The following is a 15,180-nucleotide window of genomic DNA, read 5'->3' on the forward strand; positions in this document are numbered from 1 at the left end:
ACCTGCCTTATTTCATATTTCTGTAATCCGCTTTTAAATCAGCGATATAATCACCTAAAACTTTTTTCTTCCTTGCCGTATCTTCCGTCTCGAATATTGAATTTATATTCTTCATTCTTTCACTTTCACCAACGCCTTCTAATGCTATATCAAAAGCTTTCTTGGCTTCGCCTGCCAAATCGGCTTTTAACAGTTGTGACATTTCCTCATCATTTTCTTCATATGATGATATAAATATTCTCTTAAGGAAATATATTTCCATCAAAATCACATCATCATTTGTAAGTTCATATGATTTTTTCAGCGCATCCAAAGCTTCTTCATACAAAAAAAGATTTGCATAAATAACACCCAAATTATGATACACACTTCCTATAAAACCGTTCTCAGCCTTTGTATCCATATCAAGGATTTCCAGATAGTACTTTTTTGCCAAATCATACTTTCCTATATAAAACATATAGTCCGCTCTTTGCTTGGCAACCTCATGTACCGCCATTTTCTTTATCTTTCCCATGGCATTTCTGAAAATTATTTTCTCCGCATTATTGTACAGACTGCATGAATCAATGATATATACCAAAATATCTTCATCAGCCGTTCCGTTAGACATTTTTCTTTTCACATTATCGGCTAAGACTTCTAAATTCAAGTCATCCCTTATAAATTCAACCAAAGTATCACTTACAATTCCCTCGGTGACTAAAATGGGATTCTCAAATATTATATAGCACAACTCTTCATAACTGTGTATGTTCAGCGATAATACTTCTATATTGAAAGGCTTTTTTACTTTTAAGGCTTCACATAGTATTAATCCCATATATTTACCTCGATATTTCTCTTTACATCAGTAGGTGGATACATATCTCCAAAGCCTGCATCCTCTATTTCGACATTCATGATTTTATCGTCCAAAAATTTTGTTCTGAAATAAAATCTTCTGGTCTTTATAGGCCTTTTAGGTAAAAAGTCCAATACAATTGGAATGTTTTTCTTGACCTTACCGTCAACCCCTGCCACACTGATATCTATTACTTCCTTCTCATCAGGTATCATTAAAAGTTCAGTATCGGGCTCATCCCAAAAGTCTCCCGCCTTTGCAAGGTATATCTTTCCGTCTTTGCCGTTGTTCTCTACATTTATATAAACATCCGACCTCAGTCTTCCTTCACAAAGTGCAGTTAAATTATATATGGAGTTCCCACTCGCAAGGTCAACACCTTTAAATGCCGCACCTTTTGCAAAAATATTTGTATCGAGATATACCTTACCTCTTGAACACAGATAACTTATAAATCCGTCTGCCCACTCATGTTCTGCAAACACCTGCCCTGTAAGAAAAATAGATGAAAATTTTTTCTTATCCATTACTTTCTCGGCAACTGAAGTCAAAATCTTATCCGCAAGCTTGGCTCCTGACGGATTATTAAGTATCTGCAAGTTAAAAGCCTCATCCATATTTTCAGACTCCGCATTAACAAGCAGTTTTCTTGAATTTCTGTTTACAAGCATTTCATAGTATGTAAGACTTACATCAGAAAGATCGTACATTCCCACTTTATTGTTCCATATATCTTTTTTTAATGAAAGAACAAAATAGATAAAACTTTCTTCTTTACTGATTATATGTATATGGTTCGGTTGATAACCAAGTCCTACAAAGGCCTCCTTTATATCACCGACTATATCTTCTTCCAAACCTGCCATAGCTACAACTACTTCCTCAGGCTTTTCCTTATATAATTTTTCCATTCCGGCATTTATTATTTCTCTGAAGTAAATTTTCAATATTTCTTTTCCTTCATATCTTGTGCCATCAATGGTTGCTATACCGTCTTTTCTTGTCAATTTTAATAATTTATCGGTAATTATACCTTTTCCGTCCAATGCCAAAGCATAAGCATCTTCACCCACTACCCAGGCATCTTCACCCTTTTTTTTGCTTATAACGGTGGGGAAAATTAATGCTTCATCATCAGGGTAAAATATAAGATTTGTACTTATATCCGATAAAGCGATTCCAAGTACCTTCGGATTCATCGTATCTCCCATTTTATATAAATATCAAATGTAAATATAAAATTTACATTCCTTTCATTTTTTATATCAGTGTAAATAAATTAGCTACCAACTCGTCTTTATACACAAACTCGGTCAATTTTTCCTTAAGTTCTTTTTCTTTGTCTTTCGGCAGTTCCTCTATATCATTTATAAGAATAAACCTACTCTCTCCGGCATTATCTGCTTTACTGAATTGAACACAGTCATTTACCGAAACTTTCATATCTCCGTCTTCATTTTCAAGTATCTGATATTCCCATATCTCATCTGAAAAAATCTTCTTATATTTAACAAATATATTTTTATAGATATTGGGAAACTCCTCCTCAATAAAATCATCATTTAAAGGAAAAATTCTTGACTTCAATATAGCAAAATCTTTCTTTGCCTTGTATTCAACAAAAGTGGATTCGAGTATATCTCTTTCAACAGGTACAAACTTTGACAGATTTTTAAAGTATGAAAATACCATTCCCATATCGCAAAGATTATTTACTATCTGCTCACATAATCTTGTCTGCTTAAAGTTAAGTTTATCCTTATTTGAATAATACTTTGACAATGCCAGCATATAAATATTCGGGAATTCCTTTATATCGTCAACATCACTGAGTCCGTCTTCCAGATACTCAAATATATTGTCTTTTATATTTTCATCATTCATGAAGAATAAATCACTCTTTACAGTAAAATATGCTCTTATGATTATATCCGTAACTCTTTTTCTCTCCGTATAAATTCTGAAAGCCTCATCCAAATCTGCTGTCTGATTTGAGAAAAGCATTTGTATAAGTAATCTTTCTTCAAAATCATATGTTTCAATATTTTTCTCAACACATAACTTTAAACAATCAAACATATTTTGTGTTTTTCCGTTGTATACCTTTGCAATAAATTCCAAGGTTTTATCTGTGTACTTTTCATCCTTATAAAGATTAAAAGCCATCAAAGCAAGTATTTTATTTTGATTAAATGCTTCATCGTCAATTGCTTTAATAATGAGTTTAAGTAATTCATCTTTTTTGAAATTATCGACTCCGAAGAATTTAACTACATCTATTGCCTCTTTTACATTTCCGGTATTCATCAATGTATCACAATACATAAAAATATTGTCTTCATCCAAATTCATCTCAGCCGTCTTATAAAGAAGCTTAAAGTTAATCTCTTCTTCCTTCTCTGAAGCTTTCCATAAATGCTCAATAAGCTTTGATAAAAGTATATTTTTAAATCTTGAATCAATGTCTATTTCATCCAATACACCTTCTATTAAAGCTATATCTTCATCACTGATTTCACTGCTCTTTGCAATCTTTCCAAGCATCTCAAGCCTGTGCATATCATGATTTTTATCCAACTCATAAGACCTGTCTATAAGATTTTGCATATGGAATATCTTATCTACAGTCATATTTTTTGAATAATATCTGTTGCCCTCACAATCCTCTACAAGGATAATTGCATTTTCCGAATACAGTGCCACAAAAGCCCTGTTATTTACAAGTTCATATTTCTTTTCACCGTTCAATTCCGGATATACAACCACTATAGAACCCGCTTTATCTTCAGGCACTCTCACATCATATGAGTTCATTAGAAACGGAATGATTTTTGCCAATCTTTCATCTATATCATCATCCTCCAGAATTCCGGAATAGATATTTATAAGATGATCATCCATTTTCAATTTCATCGCATTATCAATGGTAAAAATCTTTATTCTCTTTATAAAACCTCTGTATATTTCACTGTTATGCGGATAAAACTCTACGATATTTTCAAATATCTTTACCTTAAAGTCATCAGCCATCGAGTTTATTCTTTCAAAATGCTTCAGCACAGATTCAGGTATGGGTAAATCATATTTTTCCGGAAGTGAGTAAACAAAGTACTCATATATGCCTTCCACAGGCAATCTCTTTTCAATGCATCTTTCATACCATGCATTTACATACTTTTTTCTGACATTACCTTTTATAAAAATCTCACATATATCTGTAAGCAGCTCATTACTTGGCAATGCATTGTATATTGAAAGTAAAATATTTAATATAGCTCCGTTAATTTTCTTTGTCTCTCTTACAACGGAGAGTATTTTTTCCGAAAGATTAACCGATATAAGATTATTTCTTATACCGAAGCTAAGCGCCAACACTTCAAATCTTGTACAGCTTGTCAAAAGATGTGGATTTTTACAAAGTAACAGAGCATATTCCATCATCAATATTTTCGATCTGTCACCAAGCTCAAAAGCTCTCTTTAAAAACTTCTGTCTTTCCGCCGGGTTGTCTGCAAGACTTTCATCAAGATTTAATACAAGCATAAATTCAATGTTTGAATGATATTTCTTATATAAATCCTTTATAAGCTTTGTAAGATCTCTCATCTTTTCGGCATCAGGATACATATATGTATCCAGGTATTCTAAAATAAGATACTCATCTCTGAGTTCATGCCTGTTCTCTTTTATTTTTGAATCCAGGCTGTTTATAATAGACTTCGCCGTAGCTTTATCTCCCTGCATCAGGTATATTTCCGCCTTTAAAAGCTTTACCAAAAAACTCCTGTATGTACTTGCCTGCAATCTGTCAAGTACCGCAAGCATTTTAAATAAAATCTCATTTTTTTCGATTTTATCACTACAAAGTTCATGCTCAACTCTAAGCTTTACATAGCTGATCCACTGTTTTCTTTCAAATATTCTTGCTTCTCTTTGATATTCTTTTTCAAGATTTTTATTTATTACAACTTCAAGATATTTTTCATTTAAACCGTTACAAAACTTTATACTTGCAATATTTTTTCTGTCTTGCAAGAGTTCGGAATCTATAGTAAATCCAAGCTCAAAAGTATTATCTTCAAAGTTTTCGTTTTTTATTTTATCCGTATTTAATTTAATAAAATCTGCATTTGTTGATACGTCAATATCAAGCAATCCCCAGTTTTCTTTGTAAACTTTTACGGTGTAAACTTTATCTTCTTCTACTGTATTTAAATAAAGCGAATCCGATTCAAGCAAAAAATTCACTGCTTCTTTATTTCCCACAGCCTGCAGGAAATTTTCAAGGTTTAATCTGAAGTTATTACCCTTATTAAGTACCTCATAAATCTTTTGATATCTCAGGTCCTTCATAAAACCCGACTTACAAAAGTCTTTATACATAAAAATAGCCAATGCAATATTTATGTCTTCCTTTGCAATGACCATAAAATCATCCACTGTCTTTAATGACTCAAGCACAAGTACAGTATCGGTATTTTTTATATAAAAAGTATAGGGTATATCTTTTTCTCCGGCATTTGTTACCAAAGTTATAATACCCTCTATTTTTTCTTCTCCGTTCAAATTCTTTGAGTTGATCTCAAGTACAACTTTGTTCTTTATTCCGCCAAAAGTTGCATCAACCACTCTTACTCTTATATTGTCGGAATATGCCACTCCTCTCAAAGGTACTTTATTGTCACTTCGTACCTCTATTTCAAAGCGAACAGATTCATCCATCTTTATAGGCAGTTCTATATTATCCGGCTCACAGACCAATATAGGTAATTCTTCTTCAATAATCCCCTTTGCCAAACGATTGATTCGCTCTCTCATTTATACACCTCTTCCATAAACCATAACCTACATTTTATCATAAATAATAATGAATTTCTATATCTAATCAGCAGTTAGTCATCCACAGGCAAACGAATAAAATCCTCGGTAATGTATTACACTTTACATAATATCCCATTTGTTGTAAAATCTTTATATTACACAGGAGGTCCGACGATGCTCTCAGAACCGATGACTTTATATAAGTTAATGATACTATATATGTTAAAACAAGTTAAATTTCCACTTACAAACTCAAATATATCCGACTTTTTTGTCAGTAAAGAATATACTACATATTTTATAGTCCAACAGGCTCTTTCAGAGCTTTTGGAATCAAACTTACTGAGTGTCGAGAATATAAACAACAATTCCAGATATGAAATGACAAAAGAAGGCAATGAAGCCCTCTCTTTTTTTGAGAAACAGATTTCTCCGGCTATAATTACAGATATAAACGAGTTTATACAGACAAATAAATTCCGTATGAGAAATGAAGTTTCCACTACAGCAGAATATTATAAGCTTCCGGGAAACGACCTGATTGTACACTGCGAAGTTTTAGAAGGTAAAACTCCACTTATAAATATAGAAATAAATTCCCCTGATGAAGAACAGGCCAATATTATGAAAAACAATTGGCGCTCATGCAGTCAGGATATTTATCAGTATATTATGAAAAGACTTCTCGGAGGCATGGAATAAAAAAGGACACTTATGTGTCCTTTTTTATTCCCCAAGATATGCTTTCTTTACACTGTCATCATCCATAAGTTTCTTTGCATCTCCGTCAAGAACTATATTTCCTGTTTCAAGAACATAGGCTCTGTCGGCAATACTAAGCGCTTTTTTGGCGTTTTGCTCAACCAACAGCACTGTGGTCCCGCTCTCATGAATTTCTCTTATAATATCAAATATTTCATTTACATAAAGCGGTGACAGACCCATTGAAGGCTCATCCATCACAATAACTTTAGGATTACTCATAAGAGCTCTTCCCATTGCAAGCATCTGCTGCTCACCGCCTGAAAGTGTACCTGCAATCTGAGTCTTTCTCTCAAACAGTCTTGGAAATCTCTTATAAATTTTTTCAAGACTTTTTTCAATTCCGGCCTTATCATTTCTTATATATGCGCCAAGTTTCAAGTTCTCAATTACCGTCAAATCACCGAAAACTCTTCTTCCCTCAGGCACATGTGCCATTCCAAGCTTTACTATATCGTGCGCCTTTGTTTTTGTAATATCCTTGCCGTCAAACTCGATACTTCCTTCTTTTGCACTGAGAAGTCCTGTAACAGTGTGCAAAATAGAAGTTTTACCGGCACCGTTTGCACCTATAAGAGCAACTATTTCACCTTGATTTACGCAAAAGCTTGCACCCTTTACAGCCTTTATCATTCCATAGTTCACGACAAGATCTTTTACTTTTAATATTTCCATCGTTCCTCCTACTCTCCCAAATACGCTGTAATTACATCAGGATTATTAAGCACTTCACTCGGTGTTCCGCTTGCAAGCTCAGTACCGAAATTAAGTACCGTAAGCTTTTCACAAATTCCGGCTACCAACTTCATATCATGCTCAATCAAAAGAATTGTAAGATTATACATATCTCTGATTTTTCTGATTGTTTCCATAAGCTCTTCCGTCTCGTTAGGATTCATACCTGCCGCCGGCTCATCAAGTAAAAGCAAAGAAGGACTTGTCGCAAGAGCTCTTGCTATCTCAAGTTTTCTCTGCTCACCGTAAGGCAGATTTCCCGACAGAACATCTTTCTTTGAGCCGAGTGAAAATACATCAAGTATCTCCAAAGCAAGATTATCCATTTCCTTTTCCTTTTTGGAAAATCCGAACATATGAGTCATAGACGTGAGCAGAGGATATTTTACCTTTTCATGTAATGCCGCCTTTACATTATCTAAAACCGACATATTTGAAAAAAGTCTTATATTCTGAAATGTTCTCGCAATACCCATATTATTGATTTGTGTAGGTGTTTTTCCGTTTATAAGATTTCCGTCAAGTCTTATTGTACCTCCGGTTGGCTTATATACTCCTGTCAAGAGGTTAAAAACTGTAGTCTTTCCTGCACCGTTCGGTCCGATAAGACCGTATAATATTCCTTTTTCAATATTAAGATTAAAATTGTCTACCGCCTTTAATCCTCCGAATTGAATTCCAAGATTCTTACACTCCAGCATTAATCCTCCTTTCCAAGCTTTCTAAAGGTTTTATTCAGTGATAAATTAGCCTTAAACTTACTGTTGTTAAATATCATCATCAAAATCAATACTATAGCATAGAGTAACATTCTCAAATTGTCCGCACCTCTTAAGAACTCAGGTAATACGGTAAGAATTATTGCGGATATTATTGAACCCGGAATATTTCCCATACCGCCAAGAACCACAAATACAAGTATCTCAATTGATTTATTATAGTCAAAAATATTAGGCTTTATAATACCTACATTATGTGCATAAAGCGAACCTGCAAGTCCTGCAAAAGCTGCAGCTATAACAAAAGCGCTTACTTTATACTTACTTATCTTTATTCCTATAGACTCCGCAGCAATATCATTGTCACGAATTGACTTTATCGCTCTTCCGTCTCTTGAATTTATAAGATTTGAAATCAACACTATACATATTACCATGATAATAAATACTACTGTAAAATTATTATAATCGGAATATAAAGGAATCTTGCTAAGTCCCTTTGATCCTCCTGTAAAATTAAGATAATTTATAACAGACTTTATTATCTCTCCAAATGCAAGTGTTACTATAGCCAGATAGTCACCTCTAAGTCTAAGTACAGGCACACCTATCAAAAAACCGAAAACAGCCGCAAGTACACAGCCGCAAACCACAGCTATAAAGAAAGACAACGCCGGAGGTAAAAAGCTTGTATTGATAGAAATCAAAGCACTTGTATATGCTCCTATTGACATAAAACCTGCATGCCCCAATGAAAGTTCTCCCAAAAATCCCGTTACAAGATTCAGTGAAACAGCCAACATTATGTTCACACAAATAGGAACTATCAAAGATTTATATTGTCTGCTGAGTATTCCTGAATTTATCAAAACAAATACCAATACATAGGCCAGTAACATTATAGCTATATTAAATATAGTTTTTTTATTTAATATCTTCATACCACACCTATACCTTTACAATCTTTTTCTTGCCCAAAAGTCCTGAAGGTCTGAATAATAAAACGACAATCAAAACCCCGAAAACAATAGCATCTGCAAGCTCAGTTGAAATATATGCCTTAGACACACTTTCAATAAGTCCCAAAAGTATTCCGCCAAGCATAGCTCCCGGTATACTTCCTATTCCTCCAAGAACGGCAGCCACAAACGCCTTTATACCCGGAAGTGCTCCAAGTGTAGGCTTCATGGACTGGTACTGACTTATATACAAAATACCCGCTACAGCCGCAAGTGCCGAACCTATTGCGAAAGTCATTGATATGGTACTGTTTACATTGATACCCATAAGTTCCGCCGCTCCCTTATCTTCCGAAACGGCTCTCATTGCCGATCCCAGCTTGGTTTTGTTTATAAACAATGTAAGCAGAATCATTGCAACAGCAGTCACTATCAATGTAACCAAAGTAATACTTGAAATTGTAACCGGTCCTACCTTTATATTTTCGTTCGGAATTACAGATTGAAACGGTATCGGTGTTGAACCGAATATCAATAAAGAACTGCTTTGTAAAAAGAAGCTCATACCTATCGCAGTAATAAGTACTGCCAAAGGCTGTGCCTTTCTAAGCGGTTTATACGCAATCTTTTCAATTAAAACGCCCAAAACGGAACATACAATAACAGTCAATAAAAGCGCTACCGGAACAGGTAAACCCAATACCGATATACTAAAATAAAGAGCATATGCTCCTACCATTATTATATCTCCATGAGCAAAATTTATCATTTTAGCTATACCGTATACCATTGTATAACCTATAGCTATCAACGCATAAATGCTTCCTGTCCTCAATCCGTTTATTAACTGTTCAATAAAGTTAATTAACATTTTTTTACCCCTCTTTACCTAAACTACGGAAAACTCCTACCTTACGTTAGAAGCTTTCCGAGGTCTATGTCAGAAAAAGAGGATGGGACAATAATCCCGTCCTCTTTAAAATTTCATAGATTAATCAAAAAGCTTATACTCTCCGTTTGTTATAGTAACAAACTTAGGCTCCTTGTTCGGCTCACCGTCAGCATTGAATGATACTTTGCCTGTGATACCGTTTACCTCTATCTCGGTCATAGCCTTGATAAGGTCATCACTCTTGATACTTCCGGCCTTTTCCATAGCCGCCTTGATTACGTAAACTGTATCATATCCGTCAGCTGCAAACTGGTCAGGTGTTGCCTTATATGCAGTCTCATATGCCTTTGTGAAATCTGCCGCAGAAGGATCTGAAGCCAAGAACGGACTTAAGAATACCGCACCTTCAACAGCGCTTGGATCTGTAACCTGAGATAAAACTCCGTCCCAACCGTCAGAACCTACAAATGCCGCATCGATACCCTGCTGCTTTGCCTGCTGTACGATATATGCTGCCGCTTCATAGTATCCAGGTACAAATATAAGCTTAGCTCCTGAAGCCTTAATCTGTGTCAACTGAGTTGTAAAGTCTACATCATCATTTGTGAATGACTGCTCATTGACAAGTAAGTCAGACTTTCCGGCAGCGTTAAGCTCCTCTTTGAAAGCCTCATATACTCCTGTTGAATACTCGTCAGAGTTGTTGTAAAGAACAGCAACACTCTCATATCCCTGATCTACAACAAAATCTGCAATCATCTTTCCCTGAAGAGGATCTGTAAAGCAAAGTCTGAAAACATTAGGATTCTCAGTGATTGCCTTAGCTGAACCTGAAGGTGTAATCTGTAAAATATTATCCTTTGCTGTTAAATCTGTAAGTGCAAGTGATGAACCGCTTGTTACAGCTCCCATAAATACATTGATTCCGCTGTCCATAAGATTGTTATATGCGTTAACAGCCTTATCTTCTTTAGCTTCATCATCCTGGAAATTAAGTGCAAGCTTATATGTCTTATCTCCGACCTTTACTCCGCCTGCCGCATTAATCTCATCAATAGCTATAGTAGCACCGTTCTTAACCGAATTGCCGTAAGATGCCGCACTACCTGTAAGTGGTCCTGTAGTTCCTATTGTAAATACATCACCGTCAACTTTTGCAGCAGCTTCAGTCTCAGCCTTTGATCCTGAATCTGCAGCTTTATCCGAACCTGCGTTTCCGCAAGCTGTCAATGCCAATCCGAATGTCAATGCCATTGCTGACAATAATACTCTTTTCTTCATAATGCCTCCATAAATTAAATTTTATAAAACTCATCTCATTATATTTATTTCATATAATTCTGTCAATAAACACATTTGAAATGCATATATATTTTTTTCATGGCAGGTATAACAAATAGATATAACAAAGCCTTTATAACCGTTAATTTTTACTAATTACGACTATAAAGGCTTCAAATTATTTATATTATTTTATATTTATTTTTCTGAGAGATATTCATGTATTCCTCTTGCTCCGGCTCTTCCGGCCTCCATAGCAAGAATAACCGTAGCGGCACCTGTTACGGCATCGCCGCCTGCGAAAACTCCCTTTCTTGAAGTTTGTCCTGTCTTTTCATCAGCTTCAATACATTTCCATTTGTTGATATCAAGACCTTCTGTTGTTCTTGCAATAAGAGGATTAGGTGAAGTACCGAGTGACATGATAACAGTATCACAGTCAATAACAAATTCGCTACCCTTTACCTCTACAGGTCTTCTTCTACCGCTGGCATCAGGCTCTCCAAGTTCCATTCTGATAACTTTCATTCCCTTTACCCATCCCTTTTCATCTTCAAGGATCTCAACAGGGTTTGTCAAAATATCAAATATGATACCTTCCTGCTTCGCATGATGAACTTCTTCAGCTCTTGCAGGTAATTCGGCTTCACTTCTTCTATATATAACATGTACTTCGGCACCAAGTCTTAGGGCGGTTCTTGCAGCATCCATAGCCACGTTTCCTCCACCTACAATACATACCTTTTTACTCTTTATAATAGGTGTGTGATAGTCGTCTCTGAATGCCTTCATAAGGTTATTTCTTGTAAGATACTCGTTTGCTGAAAATACTCCGTTTGCATTTTCACCCGGAATACCCATAAACATAGGAAGACCTGCACCTGAGCCGATAAATACGGCATCAAATCCCTCTTCTTCCAAAAGTTCATCTATTGTAACGGTTTTTCCGATAATAACGTCTGTCTCAATCTTTACACCAAGGTCTATAACGTTTTGAATTTCAGGTAAAACAACTTCATCCTTAGGTAATCTGAACTCAGGAATTCCGTAAATCAAAACTCCGCCCGGCTCATGCAATGCTTCAAATATAGTAACTTCATATCCGAGTTTTGCAAGGTCACCTGCACAGCTGAGTCCTGCAGGACCCGATCCGATTACAGCCACTTTCTTTCCGTTCTTATTCGGATTTGCCTTTGGCTTAATACCCATCTTTCTTGCAGTATCTGCTACATATCTCTCAAGTTTACCTATTGAAACGGCCTCACCTCTGTTTCCTCTGATACATACACCCTCACACTGTGTCTCCTGTGGACAAACTCTTCCACATACGGCAGGAAGTGAACTTGACTGTGCGATAACATCTGACGCACCTTCAATATCATCCTTTAATATTTCCTGTATAAAAGCGGGAATATTTATAGATACAGGGCAACCCTTTATACATTTTGCATTTTTACAGTTGAAACATCTTGCAGCCTCAGCCATCGCCTCTTCCTTAGTGTATCCAAGGCATACTTCTTCAAAATTTTTAGCTCTTACTTCAGGCTCCTGCTCAGCAACAGCAACTTTCTTCCACATATCCTGTGCCATTATTTGTCACCTCCACATACGCCACATCCGCCATGATGTGTTTCGCCTTCTATAACCTTCAAAAGTTCTTTACCTTCTTCTGTCTTATAAATCTGTAATCTTTGAAGTGCTTCGTTGAAATTAATCTTATGTGCATCAAACTCAGGTCCGTCTACACATGCAAACTTAATTTCATCACCTACAGACAGTCTGCAGGCACCGCACATACCTGTACCGTCCACCATGATTGTATTCATACTTGCGATAGTAGGTATGCCGAGTTCTTTTGTAAGAAGTGATACAAATTTCATCATTATCATAGGACCGATAACTACACAATGGTCATACTTCTTGCCTTCATTTTCAACAAGATCTTTTACCTTATCTGTTACAAGCCCTTTGAATCCGTAAGAACCGTCATCTGTACATACATATAAATTATCCGATACCGACTTAAGCTCGTCCTCAAGAATTACAAAGTCTTTGCTCTTTGCACCTTGAACCACATCAGCCTTAATACCTCTTTCAAAGAGCCATTTAACCTGTGGATATACAGGAGCTGTACCAAGTCCGCCGGCTACGAAAAGAATCTTCTTCTTTTTTAATTCCTCTATGTCTTCACCTATAAGATCACTTGCATTTCCAAGCGGTCCTACAAAGTCCATAAACTCATCGCCTTCGTTGAGCTCATCTGCAATCAGTCTGGTTGAGCCGCCAATAACCTGAATAACTATAGTAACAGTTCCGGCTTCACGGTCATAGTCACAGATTGTAAGCGGAATTCTCTCACCCTGCTTATCCTGCTTTACTATAACAAACTCTCCCGGAAGACATTTTGCTGCTACTCTCTTAGCCAAAACATCAAATAAATAAATGTTTTCAGCTAATTTTCTTTTCTTCACAATAGGAAACATATTGCTTATTCCTCCATATAGATAAAATCTCACCTTTAATATTAACACAAAAAAATAAAAAAAACAAACTAAATAAAAGCAATATATCAGAACAGTTCGTTATTTTTTTAGCTAATTTAACCTTAAATGTTATTATTTGCTACCTGTTCATTTCAGACTTATAGCCGTCAGTCATATTATGGTCTGCAATTATATTGTCGATATCATTCAGATTTGAAGAAGGCACATCGCCCGGTATAGTGTTTTTTACAGTAGAATATGCATTGCCGTAAGCCAACGCTTTTTCACAGTCAAGTCTGTAATGTAAAAGACCGTACAATGCTCCTGCAATATATGCATCTCCGCTTCCTATTCTGTCCACAACATCAATTGCCTTATAAGGTTTTTCTGTATAATACTTATCCTGATAAGCGTTATATATTACAGATCCGAAATCATGTACCTTCGGTGAATGCACCGTTCTTTGTGTAGATGCCACTATTGAGATAGGATACTCCTCGGTAAACGATTTCATAATTTCTCCTACATCTCCTCTCTTTCCGAAGGTAAGTCTGGCTGTATCCTCAGAGCAGAAGAATATATCCACAAACGGCAATATCTTTTCTATAGTGTCTCTTGCCTCTTCGCCGGACCAAAGATTTGCTCTGAAATTCACATCAAATGATATAATCGACCCGTTATCTTTAAATTTCTTTATCATTTCTATTGCGTTTTCTCTGGATTTTTCACAAAGAGCCAATGTTATACCTGTTGTATGAAAACATGTGGTAGACTTATACATATCTTCAGAAAACTCATTTACGCTTATAGTTTCAAAGCAGGAATTTTTTCTGTCATATATTACATTAGGCTTTCTTGGATATGCTCCGTTTTCATAGAAATATATCCCAACTCTGGCATCTTTGTTTGAATCATATATTATATAATCGTCACTGATTCCATAAGATCTGACAGTATTCTTTATATATGCACCCATCTCATGTGAAGGAAGCTTTGTTATAACACCGGTTTTTAACCCTAGAAGCGATGCACCTACAGCAACATTTAGCTCCGCACCTCCTACCTGCCTGATAAGAGTATCTCCTCTTACCAATCTGTCATCTCTTACAGGTGAAAGTCTTAAAAGCGCCTGTCCCAAAGTCAATAAATCAAATTTCTTATCCATTTCTTTGCCTTTCAAAAAATTACCTAAACTCTTTTATACATTCTGAATGTATAAGGTATATCAAAATAAGTCTCTTCCTCTGTTTCAAGTACAAGATTCCATTCTTTATCCAAATCCAAATTCAAAAAATGTCTGTCCGCCGCATACTCATAGTCAATATATGTAACATGGGCAACATTGCAATAGGGCAAGAAATTCCTGTAAACACTTTCTCCCCCTATAACAAAAACATCTTCATCATTTATATTATTTTCTCTAAGGTACTCCAAACATGAATCCAAACTGTTCAATACTGTTGCACCTTTTATTTTTAAGTTATTATCTTTTGATAAAACTATATTTTCTCTTCCCGCAAGCGGCTGAGAACCGGGAAGGGACAATAATGTATTATGTCCCATTATTATCACCTTTCCTATAGTCTCTTCCCTGAAAAGTTTCATATCTTTGGGGATCGAAACCAAGAGTTTCCCTTTATTTCCTATTCCCCATTTTTTATCTACCGAAACAATTATATTCATT

The 15,180-nt window shown here is 35.7% G+C and carries 13 protein-coding genes; 1 reads left to right on the forward strand and 12 read right to left on the reverse strand.

Features of this window, described 5'->3' with window-relative positions; all coding sequences use genetic code 11:
- Positions 1-7: 7 nt before the first annotated feature.
- The 3 genes from EHV10_RS00220 to EHV10_RS00230 all read right to left on the reverse strand — a co-directional run bounded on the left by EHV10_RS00220 (position 8) and on the right by EHV10_RS00230 (position 5,662).
- Positions 8-823, reverse strand: coding sequence for a tetratricopeptide repeat protein (locus tag EHV10_RS00220; RefSeq protein ID WP_128672849.1), 816 nt, complete (start codon positions 821-823; stop codon positions 8-10).
- On the reverse strand, positions 814-2,043 hold the full coding sequence (locus tag EHV10_RS00225) for a DUF5716 family protein (RefSeq protein ID WP_207667107.1): 1,230 nt from the start codon (positions 2,041-2,043) through the stop codon (positions 814-816). Before EHV10_RS00225 ends, EHV10_RS00220 begins: the two co-directional genes overlap by 10 nt.
- 61 nt (positions 2,044-2,104) lie before the next feature.
- Positions 2,105-5,662 carry a DUF5717 family protein gene (locus tag EHV10_RS00230; protein WP_128672853.1) on the reverse strand — a complete coding sequence of 1,186 codons (3,558 nt, stop codon included), beginning with the start codon at positions 5,660-5,662 and terminating at the stop codon, positions 2,105-2,107.
- Between the two features lie 177 nt (positions 5,663-5,839).
- On the opposite strand from EHV10_RS00230, the gene EHV10_RS00235 reads away from it, so the two are divergent.
- The gene (locus tag EHV10_RS00235) at positions 5,840-6,367 is read left to right on the forward strand and encodes a DUF4364 family protein (RefSeq protein ID WP_128672855.1); all 528 of its coding nucleotides are present in this window, start codon (positions 5,840-5,842) and stop codon (positions 6,365-6,367) included.
- Positions 6,368-6,391: 24 nt separating this feature from the next.
- On the opposite strand, the gene EHV10_RS00240 is transcribed toward EHV10_RS00235, so the two are convergent.
- The 9 genes from EHV10_RS00240 to EHV10_RS00280 all read right to left on the reverse strand — a co-directional run bounded on the left by EHV10_RS00240 (position 6,392) and on the right by EHV10_RS00280 (position 15,179).
- A complete protein-coding gene (locus tag EHV10_RS00240; RefSeq protein WP_128672857.1) occupies positions 6,392-7,102 on the reverse strand; it encodes an ABC transporter ATP-binding protein in 711 nt (236 codons plus the stop codon).
- A gap of 8 nt (positions 7,103-7,110) precedes the next feature.
- Positions 7,111-7,863 carry an ABC transporter ATP-binding protein gene (locus tag EHV10_RS00245; RefSeq protein ID WP_128672859.1) on the reverse strand — a complete coding sequence of 251 codons (753 nt, stop codon included), beginning with the start codon at positions 7,861-7,863 and terminating at the stop codon, positions 7,111-7,113.
- Positions 7,863-8,822 (reverse strand): branched-chain amino acid ABC transporter permease, encoded by a 960-nt coding sequence (locus EHV10_RS00250; protein WP_128672861.1) that lies wholly within the window; start codon positions 8,820-8,822, stop codon positions 7,863-7,865. Before EHV10_RS00250 ends, EHV10_RS00245 begins: the two co-directional genes overlap by 1 nt.
- A gap of 7 nt (positions 8,823-8,829) precedes the next feature.
- Positions 8,830-9,711, reverse strand: a complete 882-nt coding sequence (locus EHV10_RS00255) for a branched-chain amino acid ABC transporter permease (protein ID WP_128672863.1) — start codon at positions 9,709-9,711, stop codon at positions 8,830-8,832.
- A gap of 120 nt (positions 9,712-9,831) precedes the next feature.
- The gene (locus EHV10_RS00260) at positions 9,832-11,013 is read right to left on the reverse strand and encodes an ABC transporter substrate-binding protein (protein ID WP_128672865.1); all 1,182 of its coding nucleotides are present in this window, start codon (positions 11,011-11,013) and stop codon (positions 9,832-9,834) included.
- Positions 11,014-11,211: 198 nt separating this feature from the next.
- On the reverse strand, positions 11,212-12,603 hold the full coding sequence (gltA, locus tag EHV10_RS00265) for an NADPH-dependent glutamate synthase (protein ID WP_128672867.1): 1,392 nt from the start codon (positions 12,601-12,603) through the stop codon (positions 11,212-11,214).
- A complete protein-coding gene (locus tag EHV10_RS00270) occupies positions 12,603-13,496 on the reverse strand; it encodes a sulfide/dihydroorotate dehydrogenase-like FAD/NAD-binding protein (protein ID WP_128672869.1) in 894 nt (297 codons plus the stop codon). Before EHV10_RS00270 ends, gltA begins: the two co-directional genes overlap by 1 nt.
- Before the next feature lie 139 nt (positions 13,497-13,635).
- On the reverse strand, positions 13,636-14,661 hold the full coding sequence (locus EHV10_RS00275) for a sugar kinase (protein ID WP_128672871.1): 1,026 nt from the start codon (positions 14,659-14,661) through the stop codon (positions 13,636-13,638).
- 23 nt (positions 14,662-14,684) lie between these two features.
- Entirely contained in the window at positions 14,685-15,179 is a 495-nt protein-coding gene (locus EHV10_RS00280; protein ID WP_128672873.1) for a dihydrofolate reductase, read from the reverse strand.
- Position 15,180 lies beyond the last annotated feature (1 nt).

It is taken from the genome of Lachnoanaerobaculum gingivalis, from assembly GCF_003862475.1.
GTDB lineage: Bacteria > Bacillota > Clostridia > Lachnospirales > Lachnospiraceae > Lachnoanaerobaculum > Lachnoanaerobaculum gingivalis.